The sequence below is a fragment of the Mesorhizobium sp. RCAM 05099 genome, from assembly GCF_059683685.1.
This window is the reverse complement of record NZ_CM185035.1, coordinates 6,407,074-6,429,880: the sequence shown is the minus strand read 5'-3', so window position 1 is coordinate 6,429,880 and position 22,807 is coordinate 6,407,074. Positions and strand designations below refer to the sequence as shown.

The following is a 22,807-nucleotide window of genomic DNA, read 5'->3' as shown; positions in this document are numbered from 1 at the left end:
ATGAGTCCAGCCGGTTCATCGCCCGCTGTTGAGTCAATCCCTTAGGGAGGCGAGCTGACGACAAGCTGACGGGAGCGTCGGTTGGTCATTTAAAGTCACTTTGACGACTTTGGTGACTTGTGAAAATTCCATCCTTTGGTTTATCAGGGCGAGATGCCAAGAACGTTCATACGATCCACCATCCTGCACAGCTTGAAAAGACTTCTCTGTGTCGGGTTTTTTCTCTCCGCCGCCATCCAAACAACTGTCGGCGCCCCCCTATCGCTTCCCTCGACACCCTATAGGTATACGGTTCTAGATCAGGATCTCACTGCCGCGTTGCAGGAATTCGGCAACAACCTGAACATCAGGGTCAATATCAGCGCCGAGGTGAAGGGGCGGATTCGCGGGCGTATGCCGGATTTGCCACCGCGCAAGTTCCTGGACCGCTTGACCAACCTGTACCATCTCCAATGGTACTATGATGGGCTTGTGCTCTATGTGTCCGCTGCAAAAGAAGCGCAAACTCGGATGCTTGTGCTCACTTCGGTTCGTTTCGATGCCTTCAACGGCGCCCTCGATAGGCTTGGCATCTCCGATGACCGCTATGTAGTGAGACCCACGCCCGGAAATGGCCTCGTCCTTGTTTCCGGTCCACCGCGCTTCATCGCGCTCGTGGAGCAGACGTTCAACGGCCTTGTGGCCGAGGCGCAGGCGCAGCCTCACGTCGCTGAGACGCCGCCAAGGGAATCGGTACTGATATTGTTTCGGGGTTCCTCCACCACGGTCGTCCGTAACGGACAACCGGAAGCCTCTTATTCTTCTGACGTGCCGCAACCGGATAGCGTTGCAGGGAAGCCTGAGCTGAGCCAGAGATGACATCTAAGGAGACGCCGCAGCTTCTGGAGAAATCATCACGTCGGCCGCTCCTGATTGTGAATTCTTCTGAAATTCGTCAGTTTCTCGAAAGCTAAGCCGCTCATGATGGGAATCGGAAGCCCCATGTCGCTGGCTTTTGGCTGGAATTGACCTTGGGGCTAACAACGAGCGGAGCAATTAAAGGCACTGCTAGGGGCCATTTTGGCGACCGGCCAACGCTCGGAACGTTCGTGAAACATTGGCTTACATGAGGCCTTTGTTGGGATTTCAACGTCACGTCTGAGGATGCACAATGTCGGCCAGCAACCTTTCATCATCCATCACCTCGAATCTCCCACAGCCCGTACAGGCATGGTCGGGCCTGAAGCCTTCTGCCGCGGTATTGCAGACTCAGCAAAGCGCATCGTCCTTCGAGGCAATGCTGTCCACCTACTTGCTCGGAGACATGACCAATCCTGGCGCGCTCCGGGGTCCGCTGGCGCCGGATGTCGAATCGACGTTGGAAGATTTGCGGCAGCACCCATTGGACCTGCTGCCGTCGCATATGAAGGCGGCAATCGAATCGATGGATCAGGCCCCGCAGCCTCCTGCGATCGCCTCCGATTTCATATCGCCGGCTCCCGTGCCAAGCTCGAGAATCACGTGGAACGGCGGCTCGCTAACCAAGGCCGAGTTGCAGATCGTGGCAGTGCTGAACCGTCACAAGGACCAATGCCCACTCAGTTGGGAGTCGCTTGGCGATAAAGCCAATGATCCCTCTACGCCGCCGGATCTGAAAGCGGCGATCGAAGGACTGCAGCAGGATCCCGAACTCTTTTACGCGATCGGATCGCAGGGCGATGGTCGCTGTGGAGGCAAGATCACGGCGAAAGATTTGTCTGGATTTTCCCACCATCACTCACAAGTTGCCGAATTTCAGGACCGGCAGGCGCAAAGCTACCAGCAGAACTACATTCCATCCGACAGCGCCGGAAATGCTCAGGCTTCGGTCATGACCTTGAGCGATGCGTTGCGCGAGCTTTACCGGTACTCCGACGACCTGCCTAAGGATCTAAGCCTGGCTGATTTCAAGCGGATCGTCGACGGCCAAGCGAAAACCGGCAAATGTCCGCCTCAGGTCATTGCGGCTGCTCAACACTTCCTAAATCACCCGGATGCCTGGAAGCAGCTGTGCGGTGGTTCAGATACGGTCCATAAAGACGAGTTCCTCAAAGCCGCTACATCGTCAATGAGCCTCACGCAAACCGAGCTGAACACGCTCAAGATGATTAACAGCAATCAGCGCGCATTCTTTGGGAGCGGTGACCTGACTCGTGACAAGCTGGCGAGCATGGCAGACGACAAGAGCCTCGATCCGAAGGTACGCCAAACGGCCTCGCAGTTACTCTCCGATCCGCTTTTGTTCGGTTTGCTGAACAATTCAATTACGGGCTATAAGACCCACAATGAGTTCTTCGACTTCGGCGGCGGGCATACGGTCGATTCCGGTAACATCAGCAAAAAAGACTTCGCGCAATTCTACGGCAACATGTCTGTTGCGAACAGCACCGTTCAGAAAACGAAAACCCATGTGCCTGAAGCCGCTGCAGAGCAGGAGGCCGTCGCGGACATGATGATGGGTGCGGCGGACCAGCCCGATATCAAGTCTTCCAAACAGAACGGCGGGGCCTTCATCCACACAGTCGGCGACGTGCTCAAGGTGTACTCGACAGTGGTTGATTGGACTGCGACGGCGGTTGGTCTCCTCAGCTTCGTTCCGGCCGTGGGCCAGGTGGCCGATCTCGCATCGATGGCGCTTGCGTGCGAGGCGCAAGCGTTAAATGTTGTCCGTACAGCTATTACCGGAGGCAATATGAAGCAGGCGCTGCTAGAAGCTGGCCTCGGTGTCGCAGCGCAGGCGGTCAGTCTTGTCGCCGGCCCCCAGGTCAAACTCGCGATTCGCAACGGGCTCATCAGGAAAGCATTGGAAGAGGCTGCGACGGCCGGCATCAATCTGCCGCTTTCAACGGCGCAAACCTATGCAGAAGAGTATTTGAACAATCTGCAGGCACGCCTGAATGCGGAACCTGTCCACGCCACAGGTATTCCTAGCCCGATCGGCACGCCGCAATTATCTCAGAACGTGGCCTGATAAACGGATTTCGCTTCCTCGGCGCGATCCCCCATCCTGCCAATCAGCGGCCGCGTAAACTTTGCTGCCGCGGCGCTATCGATCTGACCGGCGCGCCTAGAAGATCGCCAGATCGCCATCTATTCCAAAGTGTCTAGAGCAGGTCCGGCTTGATCCGGCTGACCTGCGCCTTTGAAGTGGTGTCACACCGGGCGGGTGAGAAGGAGAGCTCGACAAAAGAACCCGGCAGAGGGGATTGTGCGCGCCAAAGCAGAGCGATCATCAAGGCCCAATGCGACTTGGGTTTGACAACGCGTTCTCGATTGCGGCAGAAAATTAAGCGTGGCGCCGGCCAGCTCGGTCGCGCCGACGCACGGCGCCGTCAAGCTGAGGCGCAGCGCCCGCTGAAGAAAGTGATCCTCCGGCGGCCATGGGGCCCCGCCGGCCCCGCTCACTCGCCGCCTGGAGCGCGGCGCCGCGCCATCTTGTTCGACACGAACCGGGCAATATTGGGTGCCTGGCCATTGATCCAAGCGGTGGCACTTCAGGTACGCGAAGCTTAAAACGCCAACAAAGAGTCCGCTCAGTGCGCATGCCATCGTCTTGCCCTCAAAAGGTGCCTTGGAAGCGGATCCTCTCAACTCCGTTCACACCATCAGCGTGACAGTAACGGCTGTCTCACCAAGGAAAGTCGCGAGCCTGCAGCGTCACTCAAGTGCGCCCTAGTGTGGTAAGGGGGCAGCTGTTTTCCATCTGGGTCAACGACCTCGATGAGGCGATGATCGTGCGCCAAATCCGATGGGTCCGCACGTAGGTGCTGGAGCAGCTGCCAGGGTGTACCAGGTAGAGACGAGACGACTTGACATCAGCCGTCTTTGCCCTTCGCGAAGGTCCTGTATCTGGCTACTGGTACAGCCGCACGATCACCATCGCTTGGTTTGACAGCCTTGTTGTCGAGCAAATCGCGCGGATCGCTGACCATTGCCGCCAGGTTATGGCGTATCGAACAGCCAAGCGTCTGGTCGAAGGACTTGTCATTGAGTAAAGGGCCGGAATACGAAGGACAGACAGGAGGGCGGGCACGATAGACAATCGCCTCTATTCGCACTGCGCCGCCGTTGGTTTGGTCGAGCAAATGGATGTTGTAGGCGCCGATGCCCATCTGCCTGGCCTCATGGACGGCCTCTGCGCTGAGCCCGAACGCCCCGCTGATAAGGAGGTGAAGGGCATCGCGCCGGCCGTGACTTGCCGTTTCAAGGAGAACGCGCAAACGCCGCCGTTCGGAAGCGCGAAGGCTGTGTAACGTTAGTACGGTGGTCTCCTGCCCGATAAGGATCGGTGCCAATGGCTCGACAATCGGCGCGGTGCTTGTGCAGCCACTTACGCTTACCGTCAGAGTGACCACCAGACTTATGATCCGCAACGTCATTCGTAGACCGCTATTCAATGATAAAGCCGAGGCCGCCCTTGGCGCCTGACGCACCAGTGCGGGGACTAGGGCGCTGGTCTCCTGGCGGACTTGCCAACGAGTTCGTCAGAGTGGCCCCCTGGTCCAAAGGCGACCCCATCCGGTCCGTCGGTGCGCTCATCTGGTTGGGGTTCGATCCTGGCCTTACGATGTAAGGCGTCACCAGAATAACCAGTTCCGTCTCTTGCTTTTGAAATGAGGACGAACGAAACAGGGCGCCAAGGATCGGCAACTCGCCCAGCCAAGGAAAAACACTGATATCAGTGTTGACGCTCCGCCTGATGAGTCCACCAATCGCGAAGCTCTGCCCGCTGGCGAGTTCGACGACCGTGTCGGCACGGCGGGTGGAAATTGCCGGCACGGAGATGCCGTTGATTTGAACAGCCCCTTGAGACGATAGTTCGCTGACTTCCGGCTTTACGCGAATATTGATTTGGTCGTTGTTGAGAACGGTTGGCACGAATTCTAGGCTGACGCCGAAGTGACGGAATTCAACCGAGACTTGCCCCTTTTCCTGCAAGACAGGGATGGGAAATTCGCCACCGGCCAGGAAGCTGGCAGTTTCACCTGACATAGCGGTGAGGTTTGGCTCGGCCAACACGGAAGCGATGTGCTCCTCGGCGAGCGCATCGAGAACCGCGCCGACGTTCACAGCACCATTGTCGAATCCGATTTCTGCTGTACCGCCCCCATTCGCCGCACCAGCGCCAGCACCTTTGCCGCTTAATAAACCCACTTTGAAATTGCCGACTTGACCGAAGGCGGACAGGTTAATGCCGAGTGCCTTCATCGCGCTACGGGAGACCTCCGCTACGCGGACACTGAGGTTAACCTGCAAGGATCCAGCGACCTTGATGTTATTGACGACCTGCGCACCGTCCCCGAGAAATTGCTCAGTAACTCTTTTCGCCGTGTCGACGGTCTCGGCATCGGGCGCTGTACCGCTTAAGATGGCACCGCGCGGCGTATAGCTGACTCGGATCGGATAGTCGCCGACCTGGTCCCTCAACATGGCGCGCAGTTCCCCGATCGGTTGCGTAACGACGATACGAAACTCAGCGAGAGCCTCGCCGTTTTCGTCCAGGGCGAATAGGCTCGTTTGCCCGGATTTCTTGCCAAATACGAAGATGGTTTTACTTGAGGGTGCCTGATAATCGGCGATCGCCGGGTCGGCAACAAAGATAGTCGCGGCTGCCGCGGGCAAATGAACTGTCTTGCCGAGCGAAGAGGAAAGGTTCAGCGTGGCGTTGATGCTGTTGGAAGCGGCACGCGGTGCCGCTTGAACCTGCTTGTTCTGGGCAGCGGCGGGAAGGGGAGAAAACAAAATGAGCGCGCAGAGGACATGGCTCAAGTAGCGCGCAAAAATAGGTCTCTGGCCGACGATGAGCGGCGGCCGCGGATCAGTGCCCGCATGACCAGTTGGAATGATTTTCAAGGCAGTCTTTTCTTTCAATTCGACCAACTATGCGGATGTCGCGCTAGTCGGACATTCGAGAATGTAACCAATGCCACGCACGGTCTTGATCCGTGGCGTTGCACCTGACCTATTGAGATGTCCGCGTAAGCGATAGATTCCGACTTCAAGCGCGTTGGCAGATACTTCATCGTTGAACGAATAGAGGTGATCTTCCAAGTGCGCACGCGGCACGATGCGGCCTGCACGGTTGAGCAGATGCTCTAGAATACATAGTTCACGGCGTGCGGCCATCAGCGGATGACCAGCAACGGAAACCTGACGGCCGATCGGATCGAAGTGGAGATTGCCAAATACGATGATCGGGTCGGTCATCTGTGTCGACCGGCGCAGAACAGCTCGCATTCTGGCGATGAGTTCGTCCGTAAACACCGGCTTGACCAGAAAGTCGTCCGCGCCACCATTGAAAACCGCAATTCGCTGCTCAAGATGGTCGATGTTGCTCATCACGACGGCAGGAACTGAATGTCCGTCGCTCCTTAGCTGCCTCAGCCAATCCAGACCGTCGCCATCCGGCAGAACCAACTCCAGCAGAAGAATTTCATAGCTCGCGCAACAAAATGCACTCGACGCCTGTTCCAGTGTACCAACGACGTCAACGGCGAAACCGCTATCGCCGAGCGCAACTCGCACGGCGCGCGTAAGATCCGCATGATGGTCAACGAGCAGCGTTCGCATTTCATCTCCTATCAAGGTAGGACAGGTGACCGACCGCTATGGGATGATGCGACAGCAGAAGTCGCGCAACTCGTCGCAGTATTCGTAACCCTCTCTCCGACGGGTAATCGCAGGAGCGTGCAAGCCGCACTCCTGCAATAGGCGGGGATGGAACATGTGAAGACGAGTTGACGGGCCGAAATGCCGCTTGGTCAACCCAAAATGCCACAACTCCGCCTGCAATTTCTCTGCGCATCGTCCACCTACGTGCGGCCCCTGCATTCGTTAGGCCGAGGTCGCCCTCGAGAACCCCATGATTCCGTGGCTACGAAGGGTTAGCTTTCGAGAAGTGACTTGAACAATCGAATGTTCGGATCATAGGTATACACATAATGGATGCATTCGCATTTCAGCCAGGCGCGGCGAGTCGCACGCTGCCCTGCCGGTGGCATGATGTGTTCGCACCGAAGGGCGGGCCCGATCAAGCTCATCTAGACTAGGGTGACACGCCGCGGCCAGAGGCTGATGCTCGTGCCGCGGCCGGGAGCTTGCGCTCGGGTCATCAGAGCGTCGAGAGCGGCGATCACTGACCAGGCTGCCGCCCCATCTGAGCGCGGAGAAACCGGCTCTGGTGGTTTCAAGGCGACCTCGGTGACCGTTTCTGACCAAATATCGAGAGGCCCGCCTGCCTTGGTACACCATCTATCCGACTGTGCCGGAGTTCTCCGCGGCGGTCAGTGCCAGGGCTCATGGTCAATGCCAGGGCTCATGGTCAATGGCTGAGGGACCTGCTCAGTGTCGCTCTATCTCCACATTCCGTTCTGCCGATCGGTGTGCTGGTATTGCGGCTTCCCTACCACCATCACCCGCCAAGATGCGGCGGTGGTGCGTGACGAGATCCGTTTGGTCTCGGAGCAAACACCGCAGCCGCTGCCCGTGAGCGACGTCCATTTCGGCGGCGGAACGCCGGCGCCGCCTGGCGCTATGGCTGCCGCGGCGGCTGAGAGTCGGTTTGGAAAATCACGGATGGGCGTTTCTGCGTAGCATGATGCCGCCCATGGCGACGAGGATCATGGCCTGCGAGACATCGATGCGCTGCTCGTAATCGCGCACGAGGCGTCGCCACCGGATCATCCATCCGAACGTCCGTTCGACGACCCAGCGACGCGGTAGAACCTTGAAGCCTTTCTGGTCGTCGGAGCGGCGGATGATCTCGACGATGAAGTCGAGATAGCAGGCCTTATCCATCAGCTTGAGCCGGTCATAGGCCCCGTCGGCGAAGAGGTGCTTGACCCACGGCCAGCGTTTGCGGATGCCGTCGAGTATCGCCTGCGCACCCGCGCTGTCGGAGATGTCAGCGGTGGTCAGGTTGACCATCAGGAGCCGTCCGTCCGTATCGACCGCAATATGGCGCTTGCGCCCGACGATCTTCTTACCCGCGTCGTAGCCTCGTGCTTTTGCATGGGGTGCCTTGATCGACTGACTATCAATCACACCAGCGCTGGGTGAAGGTTCGCGACCCTGCCGCTCGCGGTCGAGCATCAGTTCCACGTCGTGGATCGTCTGAAACAGGAAGCGCCGTGCCAACTCGCGGAACCAGCTATAGACCGTCTGCCACGGCCCAAAATGAATGGGCAACATCCGCCACCCACAGCCTGAGCGCACCAGATAGCGCACCGCGTTGATTACCTCCCGAAAATCCACCTCGCGGGGACGCCCACGCCGACCAGGAACCGGCATCAGTGGCGCGATCCGCTCCCATTCCTCATCTGTCAGATCACACGGATAACGCTTCGTCTTACGCGCGATCTTGGCAACACGGCCACGGCTCTGTTCGGTCCACATCCACGCTCTGAATCAGACTTCATGCGCAAACGAAACCCCTCAAATCCGATTTTCCAAACAGCCTCTGATTATGCGCGCCGCATACGCCGCAAGTCGCCGACGAAAGATGATGTCTGGCACCTGGATGAAGTCGCGGTGCGCATCAACGGTCAGAAGTGCTGGTTGTGGAGCCGGTTGATCAGGACGGATATCTGCTCGACGAGATCGTCCAGACGCGTCGCAACAGCAAGGCCGCCAAGCGCCTGCTGACGCGACTTTTGAAGAAGCAGGGTCTGCCGCCAAAGCGTATGATCACCGACAAATTGCGCTCCTACGGGGCGGCCAGACGCCAGCTCATGCCGAACGTGGAACACCGCTCGCATAAAGGCTTGAACAACCGGGCGGAGAATTCTCACCTGCCGTTCCGAAAACGGGAACGAACGCGACAGGGTTTCCGATCGGTCGGCTCATTGCAGCATTTCGTGTCGATCTTCTCCGCCGTCCGAAATCTCTTCGTCCCATCCCAGACAACCGCTCCGCAGCACAAATTCGAACCCATCGACGCCAGGCAATGGCCGCGTGGGAGGCCGTGAGTGCACGGCCTGCCTGAAAAGCGCGGTGTCGGCCTCACGCGGCCACATTTCAAACAACGTGACAACGCCGCTGTACGTGTTCTTGCTGCTTGCCACCATAGTTCAGTTCGGACCGGCCTGCGCTTCTATAGGAAGGGTTTGCCTGCCCTGTGATCCACATCCCTTTTTCACCGACGTAGCGGTTACCGTCCAGAGCGAGGCGATCGCAGTTGCTTGGGCAAAACGTTTCAAATTCGACTTCATGCTGATCTTTTGCGTTCAGGGAGCCACGGCGCCTGGGTTGGCTGATGAACACCGTCCGTTCGCGCATGTGGGGTCGAATTAACTCTTGGCGAAGAGGAGGCAGGCTCATCATCCAACAGTAGCCGGAGTTCCGCTGGGTCGAATGCCATCATTGGTGGGGAGGCGGGTTCATCATCCAACAACTGCCGGGGCTCCTCCTCGTGCGGCATGCGCCCCCTGAGTCGGTTTTGCAGCGCCTGCCGATCGGCGATGAGGTTGTCGAGGTGCAGCGGCTCGTGGTCCGGCCGCTTCCCGTCCACCAATCGTTGAAGCAGCGCCCACGTGCCCTCCAGCACAAAGACGCCGCAATCATAATGGTTCGGCTGTCGCGGCATGCGGGCTGGCGTCAAGGTGGCGTTCAGCAGTCTTGCGAGTTGTGTTGCAGGCACGTCGTTGTATCCCTCTCGCTGAAGGGAGTCGTAGTGATAGGCGAACCGCCTTTCCGGGTTGCGGCGATCAACGAGCAGCAGCGACCAATGGGTGCCGGGGCTATTGGGAGTGCCATTGTTCAATGGCAGGAACAGGAAGTCGGCTGGGGCGTCGTTTTGATTATAGATGGACTGCAATGTGCCTCGCGCGTTTTGCGGCTCCATGTGGCGCAGTAGATGGGATACCGACGGACTGACTAGCCGTGTCCGGGCGGCGAGCGTCGGATTGATCCCCTGCAGCTGCTGCTCTACGAAATCGTAATCCCTCTGCACATGGGCGTCGCTCAGCCACTCGGTGGCGCCGAGCACCGACCCGTTGGTGACATTGGACGAGGCTGTCGGATCCAACGCCCCGATCTGGGCATCGGAGGAGGTGGTCGTGGACGTAGTCACATCAACCACGGGAAGACCGCGGTAGGTGTCTGGCAGCTTGGCGGTGACTGGCCAGCCGGGTCCTGGAGCCCTTGCCGGTGCCGCTGGCGCAGCTTCACTCATGGGCCGAGGTCGAGTGTGATGGATGAGCTGAACGTCATCGGGGCCTCCCTGCCTCAATACGGCGGCGGACCCTGTCCCTTGCATCATCTGCTGCCACTTCGTCTCGACCATCTGCCCGCGCGGACGCACCGGTGCAGAATGAGCATCGTCGCGCAAGTCGACCGGTGTGGACGGCAAATCAACTAGAGAATCAAGATCGCCGTAGATGTCTAAGGGAGCTCTGGCAGAAGGCGCCGGCGCAAAGTGAGCATTGTAACCCAACTCAGCCGGATCTGGATCAACCAATGCTTCAAAGCCAGGATAGAGATCCTGAGCTCTGGCAGTTGATGGCGACGCCGGTTCTTGCATCCGCCGCCGCACCAACTCCTCGCTCAACCACGCCAAAGCTTCATCGTCCGAGGAGGCTGGCACAAGAGAAAGCTCCTGCGGCGAGCCGGGCTGTCGAGCGCCCTGGTAACGACCCGGTACTGGCCCGGTAAACAGCGGCGGAAAGGCAGGCGATGGAACCCAAGCGTTAAGCTCGAATGATGTGGGCGGATTCTGATGAACCGCCTCAAACCCGCCGTCCTGCCGGCTTGGCAGGACGTTGCTCCCGGCCAACTCGTCCGCGGCCGACTGGTGGTCGTTGCGCCAGTTCAAAGGATGAACGGCTTCTGCGGAATCCGGCGGCTGATGATGGCTCGCGCTTGGCCCGAGAAATGGCTGTGGGCCGGCCTTCCCCCCAAAGCAGATCCTGATCGTAATCTTCCATGGGTGGCAAAGCGATAGCTTCATGCGGGGCACTGTGCTGCGCAGTGGCGCCTCCGATCGCGCTAGTCTCCGCATGCAGCCTTGGGATGTATTCGCACTCTCTCTCCCGCATAACGGGCTGCCCTTCCAATGGCAATGCGCCCACCGGGTAGGTGGAGGGCTGCATCGGCATGCGGCCGACTGAATTGCCGATCTCGCTCAGCTGCTGCTGAATGGCGACGGTTGACGGCGCATTCAGGGTCCTCTGCCGCTTCGCTGGCCTCAACAGCACTGTGGAATGTTCATTGTTGATGATGACCCACTCGGTTGGCATGCCCCTGTCAATCGCGCCAGGCGAGCGCCGAATCTGCTGTTCGCTGACCGCTAACAACGGCCGGGTGGCAGCCTGAACCCCAGACTGGCGAGAGCCGGTTGCTCCGAAAGCGCCCGCGGCTATGCTGTTGAGGTTATCCAGTCCAGCGGGCAACTTCCCTGGAGCAATGAAAAATGACGGGGCTGGTTGATTATCCTGCTGTCCTTGAAGCTCCTCTGGCCAACTGCCAGCTTCCGGCCACGCGCTTTGCTGCGCAGCGGCGTCGCCGACCCGCCTCGGCTCCATCAGTGCCGCGTCGTCGAGATCAGGACCGGTGGGAACACGGCGCTCGAGCTCCATCGCTTTAGCGCCGGCCTGCGATTTTCGGAGCTGAGCCAGTGCGAAACCGATGTTCCGATGACCACCGGTGTCCTCCTTGAAGCCCTTGACATCGCCATCCAATGCCTCGCCGGAAAGCCGACCAGCAATGCCCTTCTTGTTGTTTTGACGTAGGTAGTCACTGAAGCTCCTAAGATCAGTTGCATTGGAACTGCCGATATTTGTCGCTGCTTCCTTTCTGTACTCTTTGATGAGAGCCGCGTCCTCCGGATACGGAGTCAACTCAGCGCGGCCTGCGATCGGCACGATTCCCCCCGTCGACTGCGAGGTCCGGAGATGACTTATTGCCGTAAGCAGCCTCGAGGGATCACCCTTTCCAATGAATTCGCGCGCATCATCGGTCAGCGATTGCTTGTCGAGCCGATCCTTCACGGGATCTTTGTTATTTGCGAAGAGCCAGTGGCCAAAGCCGAGAAGAGCACTTACATTGTTCTTGGCGGTCTGCTCGGCGGCCCCGCCTTTGACGAGGGCCTCCTCAAGGCTGAAAATAAAGTCTTGATCCCTTAAATGAAGAGGGCGCTTGCTGACCCTTTTCAAAAACTGAGTTGACTGAGCCGGCTGTGGCGCCGAGGACGACGGGCCAGATTCGTCGATCAGCCGATCGTGGCTTTCCGCAGGAAGCTCCTTTGGCCAACTGCCAGCTTCCTGCCACGCGCTGTGCTGCGCAGCAGCGGCGCCGACCCGCCTCGGTTCCATCAGTGCCGCGTCGTCGCGATCAGGAACGGGGGAAACACGGCGCTCGAGCTCCTTAGCGCCGGCGTGCGATTGTCGAAGATGAGCCAGTGCGGCACCGATGTTCCGATGACCGCCGGCGTCCTGCTTATAGCCCTTGACATCTCCATCCAATGCGTTGCCGGAAAGCCGACCAGCAATGCCCTTTTTGTTGCTTTGACGTAGGTAGTCACTGAAGCTCTTAAGAGCAGTTGCATTCGTACCGCCGGTGTTTGTCCCTGCTTCCTTCCTGTACTCTTCGATGATAGCCGCGTCCTCCGGATACGGAGTCAACTCAGCGCGGCCTGCGATCGGCACGATTCCCCCCGTCGACTGCGAGGTCCGGAGATGACTTATTGCCGTAAGCAGCCTCGAGGGATTACCCTTTCCGATGAATTCGCGCGCATCATCGGTCAGCGACTGCTTGTCGAGCCGATCCTTCACGGGATCTTTGTTATTTGCGAAGAGCCAGTGGCCATAGCGGAGAAGAGTACTTACATTATTCTTGGCGGTGGGCTCGGAGGCCCCGCCTTTGATGAGGGCCTCCTCAAGACTGAAAATAAAGTCTTGATCCCTGAAATGAAGAGGGCGCTTGCTGACCCTTTTCAAAAACTGAGTTGACTGAGCCGGCTGCGGCGCCGAGCCGGCCGGCATTGCTCCACCACCTCCACCTGTATTGGCGACCTCGCTCAGTTGCCGCTCAAAGGCCGCCTCACCTGCGGACGGAGCCGCGGGTGAGCTCTCTTGCGGGCCAGCCCTGTTCGATTGTCCACGCACCCGCTTGGTCGAGGTGAAGTCCATCGGTTCTCACTTTCAGCAATATAAGCCCGTTTGAAGCTGGGCTTGGATTTGACACAGGGAAGCTGTCGAGAACCTGACGACGACAACGTTCCCGTCAAGACGGATGGGTTGCTAAGTTTTCGGCAACCAGAGGCATGGCATGGCCTCCGGTGTTTCGCCGGAGAGTTCAGATGTTCAACGGTCGCCATTTCGACCAGTCCGCCATCCTGCTTTGCGTTGGCTGGTATCTGGCCTACGGCTTGAGCCCTGGCAATTTGAAGGACATGATGGCCCGAGCGTGGCATCAGGCCATCGATCATTCGACGATCTATCGCTGGGTCGTTCGCTTCTCGCCCTTGCTGCTGAAACGCTTCAATGGGCGCAAACGTGCCGTGACCGGCAAATGGCATGCGGACCAATCGGGCGGCCATTGTTTCCTACAACACGACCAACCCCGCCTCCAGGACCGTTCGCGGCGCAGACTGACGCCGATCCAGATCCGCAGAGCCAATACCTCAACAATCGATCGAGCAGGACCATCGGCGCATCAAGTGTCGTGTACGGCCCATGCTCGGTTTCAATCACGCGCCAGCGCGATCGGCACGCTGGACGGGGATCGAGATGATCCACATGATGCAAAGACGACAGGCGAGGATCTGGCGATCCGCAAGCTGCATGAAGGCAAGACTGGAGGAGCGGTGCCCATGCGGGTGCCGTTCGCACCAGTCTGAAACCGCCGATTTTAGAGCATCCTCAGCAGCGCGCCGCCTATCGAATACCCCGCGCCAAACGCGCAGATCAGGCCGAAATCGCCGGGCTTCATGTCGGCGTGGTTCTCCGACAGCGCGATGATGGCGCCGGCGCCGGCCGTGTTGCCGAGCCGCTCCAGCACCATCGGCGCGCGGTCGTGGTCGACCTCGTGGCCGAACGACAGTTTCAGGATCATCGCATTCATGCGCGCATTGGCCTGATGCAGCCAGAAGCGCCTGACCGCCTGCGGCGTCAGCCCGTGCTCGGCGAGGAATTCGACGATGAACTTCTGCCCGGCGACGGTGACTTCCTTGAACACCTTGTTGCCGACCTGCTTGATCAGATTGCCTTCCAGATTGATCATGTAGGGATCGTCCTGGGCGGTGCGGGTGTGGTAGCCCAGATTCGTGCGGATGTTGTTCGACATCTGCGTCCAGATGCGCGTGTCGAGCACCTCGAATCGTCCCGGCCGCTTCTCGCCCTGGGCAAGCCCCTCCACCACCATGGACACGGACGCGTCGCCGAAGATGAAATGCGTCTGCCGGTCGCGGAAATTGAGATGGCCGGTGATGATCTCCGGCGTCGTCACCAGAATGCGTTTGTGCGCGCCCGACCGCACAAGGTTGACGGCGATGTGCAGGGCGGCCGCCGCCGAAGAACAGCCAAGCCCCATGTCGAAGCCGGCGCCCTTTGTCCCCAACACTTGCTGCATTTCGATGGCGATCGCCGGATAAGACCGCTGGTGATGCGAGGCCGAGCAGATCACCAGGTCGATATCGGACGGGCTCAGTCCGGCATGGTCGAGGGCCTTTCGCGCCGAGGCGATGCCGAACTCGGCCTCGAGCGACAGCGCATCGTCGGGCCGCGCCGGAATGCGCGGGGCCATGCGGGTCGGGTCGAGAATGCCCTCGCGCTCGATCACATGGCGGGTGCGCACGCCCGAGGCGTGGACGATGAAGTCGCTGTCCGATTTCGGCAGCGGCGGCTCGCCGGTCTCCTGGCGGCGCGCATTCTCCATGTCGACCCAGGCATTGAAGCTGGCGACCAGTTCTTCATTGGTGATCTTGGCTTCAGGGATTTCAACACCGATGCCGCTGATGATGACGCGATGCATTTTCAATCCGTCGCACGCGCAGGCGCTGCGGCTCTCACGTGGGCGCCGAATTCGTGCGTCGGCCGCGTTCGCTCATCCTCGAATTTGACATAGAGGGCGGCGGACCAGTCAGCCATGTCACCTCCCACAATCATTCGACGGTGACCGATTTTGCGAGATTGCGCGGCTAGTCGACATCTGTGCCCATGACCCGCGCCGAGTGGTAGGCAAGAAGCTGTATCGGCAGCGAGAAAATCATCGGCGCGACTATCTCGTCGACTGCCGGCAGCCCCCGCAGCCGCCAATTCGTCCTTCAACTCGGCGAAATTCTCGATAATGCCGTTATGGACGACGGCCACACCATCGCTAAAGTGCGGATGCGCGTTGCGTTCAGTTGGTGCCCCATGGGTTGCCCAGCGCGTGTGGCCGATGCCGATGTTGCCGCTCAGCGGCTCTTCCTTCAGTCTCGTCTCGAGATTGACGAGCTTGCCCTCGGCGCGCCGGCGGTGCAAGGCGCCCTCGGTGATCGTCGCAACGCCGGCTGAGTCATAGCCGCGATATTCCAGACGCTTCAGCGCGTCGACCAACCGCTCCGACACTGGCTGTTGCCCAACGATGCCAACAATCCCGCACATGCTCGTCTCCGATTTCTCCCGGCAGCCTGGGTCGACCGGAAGGACACCCGCCCGGCCGTTTCTATTCAGAGCCTCCTAGGGGAATTCGGTACGACTGGTAAAATCGATTATTGGGATAACTGTCATCCACCCAGTGGATGGGGCTAGGACGCGTTTGGGCGACGTCCTCGATCATCCGGCGGCGAGACAGCTAATCTCGGCGATACGGGCCTCCTGAACGATCCGGGACGCGAGCGCCTCACGCAGATTGCGCAGATTGGCCCTCAATGTCTAATGATCGAAGACGCGCCCCAGCAACGCCAGATCGGAGGGATTGAAGACGCCGGTTGCTCAGCATTTCGACGAAATCGGCATGACACCCCCCTTCGCTGCAGGCTCCGTCGAGCACAATCGATAGTTGGGCGCTATTGCAACAGGCTGGACACTACGGCAGCAAACGTCCCGCGACCAAAAACAAGTGCTCAAGAGAAAAACTCGCCGCGCTTCGCGGCGCGACGGGTCGATCGGGCGTTGCATGAAGCATCGCTGCTGCGTCGTCATGTAAAGCTGGGCCCACCCCTTTGCCGACCGATGTTCCAGGAGATACCCTCGCGCTGAACCACGCCAGAAACCTCCTTGCCGATGTGCCGATGGAGCACCGGCCGCCATGGCACCAGCGTGAGCTCGCGCGACCTCTCGATCGCGGCATATTTGCCGCAGGCGAGCTCAACCGATCGGCGCAGCGTACCCTCTATTCGATCTCCTGCCCGGGCTTCGGCATACGAGGGCCCAAGTTCCTGCGAAAGCTGACCGACAACACGGTTCAGCTTACGCTGACGCAGGATCGAAATCATGTTGGCTCGATAAACTATCCGGTCCTGCTCTTCACTCGCGAGACCCTGCACGAGCAGCCACTGCCGCCTGCGTGCCTGCGCGGCCCGCACATCACGGCCGAAACCCGAGCCATGCAAAGCCTCCGGTCTGTCAGACACCAGCTCGCGGTCAATCCAGGTGGCGCCGTCGAAACCAATCTGTTGCTCAAGCGACAATGAGGAGAGCTTCTCGACCATCACAGGTTCTTCCCTGGCACGCTGACGCTCGTAGACGACGACGCGTTTGCGATGGTCCGGCCCGATGACCCAGGTGCCGTCAGGCTCGCGCTTCACTCCACCGGTGGCGTGGCGGATCGCTTCAAGGCGCCGGACGTTGCGTTTCGGCGAAAGGTTCGGTGACCGACGGATCATGCTTCAGGTGGATGTCGATGTTGTAGCGCCCGTTATGGGCGGCCACGATGTCCGCGATCGTACGGTCAACCTGCCTTGGCTCGGTGTTCCTCGGAGTGACACGAAAGCGGCTCCGCTGGATAACCGAAGGGTTGTTATGGCGAATCAAAGCCCGAAGAGCCGAGACCGCCGTGAGCAGAGCGAATGAAGCGGGCTCGGTTCACGAGAGCCCGCGCGCGTCATGAGGCGCGCGGGCGCCCGCCAACGTCAATAGGACGGGTTTGCGATAGTGGGGCTTGGGGGCTTGATCCTGTGCTCGAAATCTTCCCCCAGCATGCGCAATATTTCATGTGGATCGAAAACCGATCGTTTCGGCGAGGTCGAGGATCCGTTCCACATCGACGCGCCGACTATCCCCCTTGGATGGCCGCGAAGGATGCTTCTGGTCAACTCTTGAAGATTACAGCAGCGGTGGACGGTCTGGCGAAAGTCCCATTTTCGAGAAGAACACGTTCCATACGTCAACCTCGCCCAGTTGTTCAGGAACATGGTTCTCCTGATGGATACTGCAGCGCTCCGGGACTGGCCCTGTGAACTTCGACCTATCATAGGCATTCCCGATGGCGCGGAAATAGGCCACATGGAACCTTGAGTGTCCCAATTTTTTCTCAAGTAGAGTGACCATCTCCTGGAGATCGTCTACGCCAAACGTCTTTCCCATCTGCTGATCCCCCGGAGCATCCGTCGCCGAGACATAACGCACAAACAACGTTTTTCGTGTCCGAGCAATGTCGAGCATCTTATTGTATTTGTAAATCAGCTTCTCTCGGCAAGACCGTAACGCTTCCGGCGTGAATATCACTGCGTTGGACGTGGTCCGATCGAATTCATGGTGGTAAACTACCCCGTAATTCTCGCAAAAAGCTGACGTCCCATTGAAGCAGGCTGATACACGAAGCCCAAATCGCGCTCCATCATCTGCCAATATTTCCTCGATGGAGGCTATAGGTGTCACAATCCAATCAAAACAGCTGCTCGGTCGCCGTTTGAAATAGCGTCTGATTTGCGTCGCAGGAGTGCAGTCAGATCCAAGGCTAAAAATAGCTTCGTAAGGCATTGCCCGGTCCTTAGGTGGTACCAGATGGGAGTGAAAGAGCGATGCTTTCCAGCATTTCGAAAGATAGGGCAAATCGATTGTATTGATGCGGACCATCAGCGCTGCGGATATGGAACCACGTAGCATCAAACTGTCCAAGCCGGTCATCATCGCGCGGCTTAGGATCTTTGTCCGCGATAAGCTGTTACCGGTGGGTTCGTTCCTCGCCGAATGGAGGCAGCGGTAAGCGAACGCACTCTCATCGGCGGCGGCTCGCTGGCCGTGCGGCGAAACGAAATCGTCGAAAATGGAGATCATTCAATGTCGGAAGCAGATACAAGCTGCAGTCGTGGGGCAGCGTGTCTGGCGATACCCGGTGGCAACCGTGTCCTTGATCGCCTGCTTGAACATCGACAGTGATCACTATCGGCCGTGACGGCGACCGGCTGGCGAGGCACTGGCCATCGGGCGGCTGCCGCCGTGGATGTGATTTTTCATGGAATAGGGACCCTGCTTGAGGGGTCGTTTTCATCCAAACGGGACCCCCTTAACGCAGGGGCGTGACACTGCTTCCGGTTTCATCGGAGGCATTTGTTTTGGATGTTGGTCGTGGAGACGATTGCAAAGATACGCCGGCTTTCGCTGGTTCAGGGCAAATCGATCAAGCAGATCTGCCGGGAATTGAAGGTCTCTCGGAAGGTGGTCCGCAAGGTCCTGCGTTCGGGGCAGACGGAGTTCCGCTACGAGCGCAAGCATCAGCCGTTGCCTCGGATGGGTGCATGGCGCGATGAGCTTGAGCGGCTTTTGGCGACCAATGCGACGAAGCCGTCGCGGGAACGGCTGACGCTGATCCGGATTTTTGAGCAGCTTCGCGATCTTGGCTATGACGGCAGCTACAGCTCGGTCTGGCGGCATGCGCGGGCCTTTGAGGAAGAGCGGGGCAGCGCCGCCGCCGATGCGTATGTTCCGCTGATCTTCGCGCCGGGCGAAGCCTACCAGTTCGACTGGAGCCACGAGATCGTTGTCCTGAACGGGGTGACGACGACGGTGAAGGTGGCGCATATGCGGCTGTGCCATAGCCGGATGTTCTTCGTCAGGGCCTATCCGCGCGAAAGCCAGGAGATGGTGTTCGACGCCCACGATCGGGCGTTTGCCTTCTTCCGGGGCACCTGCACGCGCGGCATCTATGACAACATGAAGACGGCAGTGGAGACGATCTTCATCGGCAAGGAGAGGCAATACAACCGCCGCTTCCAGCAGATGTGCGGCCACTATCTTGTCGAGCCGGTGGCCTGCACGCCGGCGTCGGGCTGGGAGAAGGGTCAGGTCGAGAACCAGGTCGGGCTGGTGCGCGAGCGCTTCTTCACGCCGAGGCTCCGGTTCAAAAACCTGGAGGAGCTCAACGCCTGGCTGCTCGACCGATCCATCGCCTATGCCAGGGTACACCGGCATCCTGAACAGGGCGATCGCACGGTCTGGGAGATGTTCGAGGCCGAGCGCGGCAACTTCATTCCCTATGCCGGCCGCTTCGATGGCTTCCATTGCATCCCGGCCTCGGTGTCGAAGACCTGCCTGGTTCGCTTTGACAACAACAGATACTCGGTGCTTTCCAGTGCCGTCGGCCGACCGGTGGAGATCCACGCCTACGCCGACCGCATCGTGATCCGCCAGGACGGCGTGATCGTGGGGGAACATGCCCGCTCCTTCGGGCGCAGCGAGACGGTTTACGATCCTTGGCACTATGTCCCGGTTCTGGCCCGCAAGCCCGGAGCTCTTCGCAACGGCGCGCCGTTCCGCGATTGGGTGCTGCCGGCGGCGATGGAGAAGGTGCGTCGCCGGCTTAAATCAGTCGATGACGGGGATCGGCAAATGGTGAACATCCTCGCCTGCGTGCTTACCGATGGCCTTGCTGCGGTCGAAGCGGCTTGCCAGGAGGCGCTTGATCACGGTGTCTGGTCATCGGCGGTGATTATCAACGTCCTCGCCCGTGGCCGCGACCCGGCGCCCAGCACGATCCTTTCCACCCCCGAGACGCTTCGGCTGACCCATGAACCGGTTGCCGATTGCGCTCGCTATGACAGCCTCAGGAGGACAACGAGCCATGGAACGCACGCAGGTGCTGGAATTGATGGGAAGCCTCAAGCTCTACGGGATGCGCTTGTCCTATGACGAGATCATGGGCAATGGCATCAAGCGTCAGCACGAGCCGCCCAGGATCGTCGGCGATCTCTTGCAGGCCGAGATCTCCGAGAAGCAGGCGCGCTCCATCAAATACCAGCTCACCGTCGCCAGGCTGCCGCTGGCCAAGGACATCGAAGACTTCGAGTTTACCGAGACACCGGTCAACGAGGCGCTGATCCGGGAACTCGCCAACGGCACCTTTGCTGCCGATCAGCGCAACGCCGTTCTGGTCGGCGGAACCGGCACCGGAAAGTCGCATCTGGCGATCGCCATCGCCCGGGCGCTGATCCGCTCCGGCCTGCGCGGCCGCTTCTACAATGTCGTCGATCTGGTCAATCAGTTGGAAACCGAAACCCGCGCTGGCCGCCAGGGTCGTATTGCCGATCACCTGACCCGGCTCGACTTCGTCGTCATGGACGAGCTCGGCTATCTGCCTTTCGCCCAGGCTGGCGGGCAACTGCTCTTCCATCTGATCAGCAGGCTCTACGAGCGAACCTCGATCATCGTCACCACCAATCTCGCTTTCGGCGAATGGCCGAGCGTCTTTGGCGACGCCAAGATGACGACAGCGCTGCTCGACCGTCTCACCCATCATTGCGAGATCCTCGAGACCGGAAACGCTTCCTGGCGATTCAAAAGCCGCTCTCAAAGCTAAAGCCGAAAACGAAAACTCAGCCGCACCCGATCAGGCTGTGCAACCCCGACCAGCTACGCCTGATCGGGTGCTCGCCGTCGCGCCATTCACACGCCAAAGCGGGGTCCCTTTTGGGCGAAAATACAGGGGCCCAATTCCGTGATCATTGACAGCCGTGGATGTCATTTTGTCACCGGAGGGCAGCAAGATGGTACTTCAGACGCCGCGTAGGCGCGATGGCGTCGACGCATAGCCGCAACGGGCGGAGCACGGAGGCGCCGGAAACGGCGATCTGCAAACTCTGGCAATCCTGTCGCATCAGCACGTGCTGCATCCCTGCTCGCGTCAGCAGGACGTCGTTGGCGCATGCGTCGCCTCCGTGCGGGATGTGTTCCCGCCATCGAAGGGCAAAGCCGTCATTGATGCAGCCTGTAGACCTTTACAGCTTGCTAGCGAACGACGCGGCCAAGATTCGCCTGACCGGAGCCTGCGTCGTGGAGACTGACAGCATCAATGCTGACAACCTTCCGGAGTCGTGCGCTGGCCTTTGACCTCGACGGAGGTGCAGCGTGGCGGCACCCAGCCGATCTGGCTGAAACCCGGGATCAAGAGGCGGCTCCGATCGATTGGTCGATACGGACCGGAAACAGCGGCTCGCAGACGGCAACGCCTTCGGTGAAGGCAGGTCGCCGTTCCGCTGCCAGCGTCTCGACCGGGCGTTCGCTCTTCGACGGGTAAAGCGTGGTGCCGATGATGGTCCGTTCGCCAGCCTGGTAGGCTGCGTTGCGCCGCGCCGCCGCCGCGTGAACGCGCTTCTGGATGTGTCCGTCCCGAAGGCTCGACAAGACGCCGCCCTCGGCCTCGATTGTCTGCAATTCCGCCCAGGCCATTTCGCACAGTTCCGCGGTCAGCGCTTCGACCGCGCCGGACCCATAGGCAGGATCGGCGACATGATCGATATGGCTTTCATGGGCCATGATCAGCTGCGCGTTGCGGGCAACGCGACGCGCAAAACCCGCCGGCAAGCCATGTGCGATCGTATGCGGCAGGATGGAGATCGAATCGGCACCGCCAGATGCCGCGGCAAAGCAGGCAATCGTGGTGCGCAGGATGTTGGTCTCCGGGTCCATGGCCGTTATCATGCGAAACGACGTCTCGGCATGGATATTGGCGGTGGTATTGGGGATCGAACAGGTCTCCTGCAGCCGTGCCCAGAGCCTGCGCAGCGCCCTGACCTTGGCTACCGACAGGAACTGGTCCTGGTCGACGCTGAGCGCGAAGCCGATATGCGGTGCGGCATAGACGAGCGGCTGCCGCGCCGTCTCGAACATGCTGAGATAGGAGACAGCCGAGGCCAGCATGATGCCGAGCTCTTGCGCTTCCGTGGCGCCGGCATTGTGGAACACGCGGCCGTCCGCCTCCAGGAGCACGCCCGGAACGCCCATCGAAAAGAAATGCGCCAACGACTGCGGCATCGACGCCTGCAGTGCCTCGATCGACATGCGCAGCCGGCCGGTTCCGGCGAAGATTGCCGCCGGATCGATGCCGAAGGAGAGGTTGAGCTTTGCCGGGTCCGAACGGCGCTTGCCCAGGAACGCCACCAGCCAGTCGGCCACGGCGCGGCTCCAGGGATGGGCATCGATGCGGATCTGGATGCGGTTGAGTGGCACACCGTCCAGCACTGTCTCCAGCGCCTGGGCCGTCCTCGGCAGGCCATAGCCAAACGCGTTCGGCGCTCCTTCGAAGACAAGCGACAATCCCGTCGCGCCTCGCGCTACGTCCTCCAGGGCCTGGGCTCTGGCGCGGTCGATATCCGGATCATCGATGCGCTGGCTGACGATCCAGGGCGATTTCGGGTTCGCGCGCACGGTCGGTTCGGCTGCGATGCTGCGGCCGTAGAGGGGTTCGATGCGGATGTTGTCGTCGGTGTGCGAGACCAGCTTTTCCTCGAAGGATGCGCCGGCCAACGCCTTTTCCGCCAGGGCCAGCCATCGCTGGCGCTCGGCATTCTCGGGTTCAACATCCCTGGTCAAGGCTCCAGCTCCCATCCTTCTTCCTCGTTTTTATGCGTCCGCATCAGCCTGGAACACAGTCT

The 22,807-nt window shown here is 59.7% G+C and carries 14 protein-coding genes and 4 pseudogenes; 7 read left to right on the top strand and 11 right to left on the bottom strand.

The window, feature by feature from the left end:
* Positions 1 to 153 precede the first annotated feature (153 nt).
* Both AC56QQ_RS31865 and AC56QQ_RS31860 read left to right on the top strand, forming a co-directional pair.
* A complete protein-coding gene (locus AC56QQ_RS31865; RefSeq protein ID WP_497101050.1) occupies positions 154 to 858 on the top strand; it encodes a secretin N-terminal domain-containing protein in 705 nt (234 codons plus the stop codon).
* Positions 859 to 1,150: 292 nt separating this feature from the next.
* Positions 1,151 to 2,989, top strand: a complete 1,839-nt coding sequence (locus AC56QQ_RS31860; protein ID WP_497124673.1) for an HrpF/NolX family T3SS translocon protein — start codon at positions 1,151 to 1,153, stop codon at positions 2,987 to 2,989.
* Positions 2,990 to 3,833: 844 nt separating this feature from the next.
* On the opposite strand, the gene AC56QQ_RS31855 is transcribed toward AC56QQ_RS31860, so the two are convergent.
* From AC56QQ_RS31855 to AC56QQ_RS31845, 3 genes are read right to left on the bottom strand one after another with little or no spacing between them, the layout of a single operon-like run.
* Complete coding sequence (locus AC56QQ_RS31855; protein WP_497124672.1) at positions 3,834 to 4,397, bottom strand: CpaD family pilus assembly lipoprotein; 564 nt, start codon at positions 4,395 to 4,397, stop codon at positions 3,834 to 3,836.
* A gap of 10 nt (positions 4,398 to 4,407) precedes the next feature.
* On the bottom strand, positions 4,408 to 5,871 hold the full coding sequence (locus AC56QQ_RS31850; protein WP_497129201.1) for a type II and III secretion system protein family protein: 1,464 nt from the start codon (positions 5,869 to 5,871) through the stop codon (positions 4,408 to 4,410).
* Positions 5,872 to 5,898: 27 nt separating this feature from the next.
* Entirely contained in the window at positions 5,899 to 6,588 is a 690-nt protein-coding gene (locus tag AC56QQ_RS31845) for a response regulator (protein ID WP_183455245.1), read from the bottom strand.
* A gap of 754 nt (positions 6,589 to 7,342) precedes the next feature.
* Here AC56QQ_RS31845 and AC56QQ_RS31840 point away from each other — a divergent pair.
* Positions 7,343 to 7,548: pseudogene (locus tag AC56QQ_RS31840) on the top strand (coproporphyrinogen III oxidase); the annotation flags it as partial.
* 39 nt (positions 7,549 to 7,587) lie between these two features.
* Here AC56QQ_RS31840 and AC56QQ_RS31835 read toward each other — a convergent pair.
* Entirely contained in the window at positions 7,588 to 8,412 is an 825-nt protein-coding gene (locus AC56QQ_RS31835) for an IS5 family transposase (RefSeq protein WP_258599892.1), read from the bottom strand.
* Positions 8,413 to 8,481: 69 nt separating this feature from the next.
* Here AC56QQ_RS31835 and AC56QQ_RS31830 point away from each other — a divergent pair.
* Positions 8,482 to 9,001: pseudogene (locus AC56QQ_RS31830) on the top strand (IS6 family transposase); the annotation flags it as partial.
* A 222-nt stretch (positions 9,002 to 9,223) separates the two neighbouring features.
* Here AC56QQ_RS31830 and AC56QQ_RS31825 read toward each other — a convergent pair.
* Both AC56QQ_RS31825 and AC56QQ_RS31820 read right to left on the bottom strand, forming a co-directional pair.
* Positions 9,224 to 10,600 carry a Ulp1 family isopeptidase gene (locus AC56QQ_RS31825; RefSeq protein ID WP_497124671.1) on the bottom strand — a complete coding sequence of 459 codons (1,377 nt, stop codon included), beginning with the start codon at positions 10,598 to 10,600 and terminating at the stop codon, positions 9,224 to 9,226.
* Between the two features lie 142 nt (positions 10,601 to 10,742).
* Positions 10,743 to 13,142 carry a hypothetical protein gene (locus AC56QQ_RS31820; RefSeq protein ID WP_497124670.1) on the bottom strand — a complete coding sequence of 800 codons (2,400 nt, stop codon included), beginning with the start codon at positions 13,140 to 13,142 and terminating at the stop codon, positions 10,743 to 10,745.
* 170 nt (positions 13,143 to 13,312) lie between these two features.
* Here AC56QQ_RS31820 and AC56QQ_RS31815 point away from each other — a divergent pair.
* A pseudogene (locus tag AC56QQ_RS31815) lies at positions 13,313 to 13,775 on the top strand (DDE-type integrase/transposase/recombinase); the annotation flags it as partial.
* Between the two features lie 88 nt (positions 13,776 to 13,863).
* Here the strand turns inward: AC56QQ_RS31815 and AC56QQ_RS31810 are convergent.
* The 4 genes and pseudogenes from AC56QQ_RS31810 to AC56QQ_RS31795 form a co-directional block, all read right to left on the bottom strand.
* Complete coding sequence (locus AC56QQ_RS31810) at positions 13,864 to 14,985, bottom strand: beta-ketoacyl-ACP synthase III (RefSeq protein WP_497100520.1); 1,122 nt, start codon at positions 14,983 to 14,985, stop codon at positions 13,864 to 13,866.
* Positions 14,986 to 15,251: 266 nt separating this feature from the next.
* Positions 15,252 to 15,599: pseudogene (locus AC56QQ_RS31805) on the bottom strand (glutamine--fructose-6-phosphate transaminase (isomerizing)); the annotation flags it as partial.
* Between the two features lie 536 nt (positions 15,600 to 16,135).
* Positions 16,136 to 16,822 (bottom strand): DUF3363 domain-containing protein, encoded by a 687-nt coding sequence (locus tag AC56QQ_RS31800; protein ID WP_497124668.1) that lies wholly within the window; start codon positions 16,820 to 16,822, stop codon positions 16,136 to 16,138.
* 439 nt (positions 16,823 to 17,261) lie between these two features.
* Positions 17,262 to 18,215 (bottom strand): hypothetical protein, encoded by a 954-nt coding sequence (locus AC56QQ_RS31795; protein WP_497100522.1) that lies wholly within the window; start codon positions 18,213 to 18,215, stop codon positions 17,262 to 17,264.
* 282 nt (positions 18,216 to 18,497) lie between these two features.
* On the opposite strand from AC56QQ_RS31795, the gene istA reads away from it, so the two are divergent.
* Both istA and istB read left to right on the top strand, forming a co-directional pair.
* Entirely contained in the window at positions 18,498 to 20,066 is a 1,569-nt protein-coding gene (istA, locus tag AC56QQ_RS31790; protein ID WP_497124667.1) for an IS21 family transposase, read from the top strand.
* The gene (gene istB / locus AC56QQ_RS31785; RefSeq protein WP_497124666.1) at positions 19,999 to 20,733 is read left to right on the top strand and encodes an IS21-like element helper ATPase IstB; all 735 of its coding nucleotides are present in this window, start codon (positions 19,999 to 20,001) and stop codon (positions 20,731 to 20,733) included. Before istA ends, istB begins: the two co-directional genes overlap by 68 nt.
* A 584-nt stretch (positions 20,734 to 21,317) precedes the next feature.
* Here the strand turns inward: istB and AC56QQ_RS31780 are convergent.
* On the bottom strand, positions 21,318 to 22,760 hold the full coding sequence (locus AC56QQ_RS31780; RefSeq protein WP_497124665.1) for a methylmalonyl-CoA mutase subunit beta: 1,443 nt from the start codon (positions 22,758 to 22,760) through the stop codon (positions 21,318 to 21,320).
* Between the last annotated feature and the right edge of the window lie 47 nt (positions 22,761 to 22,807).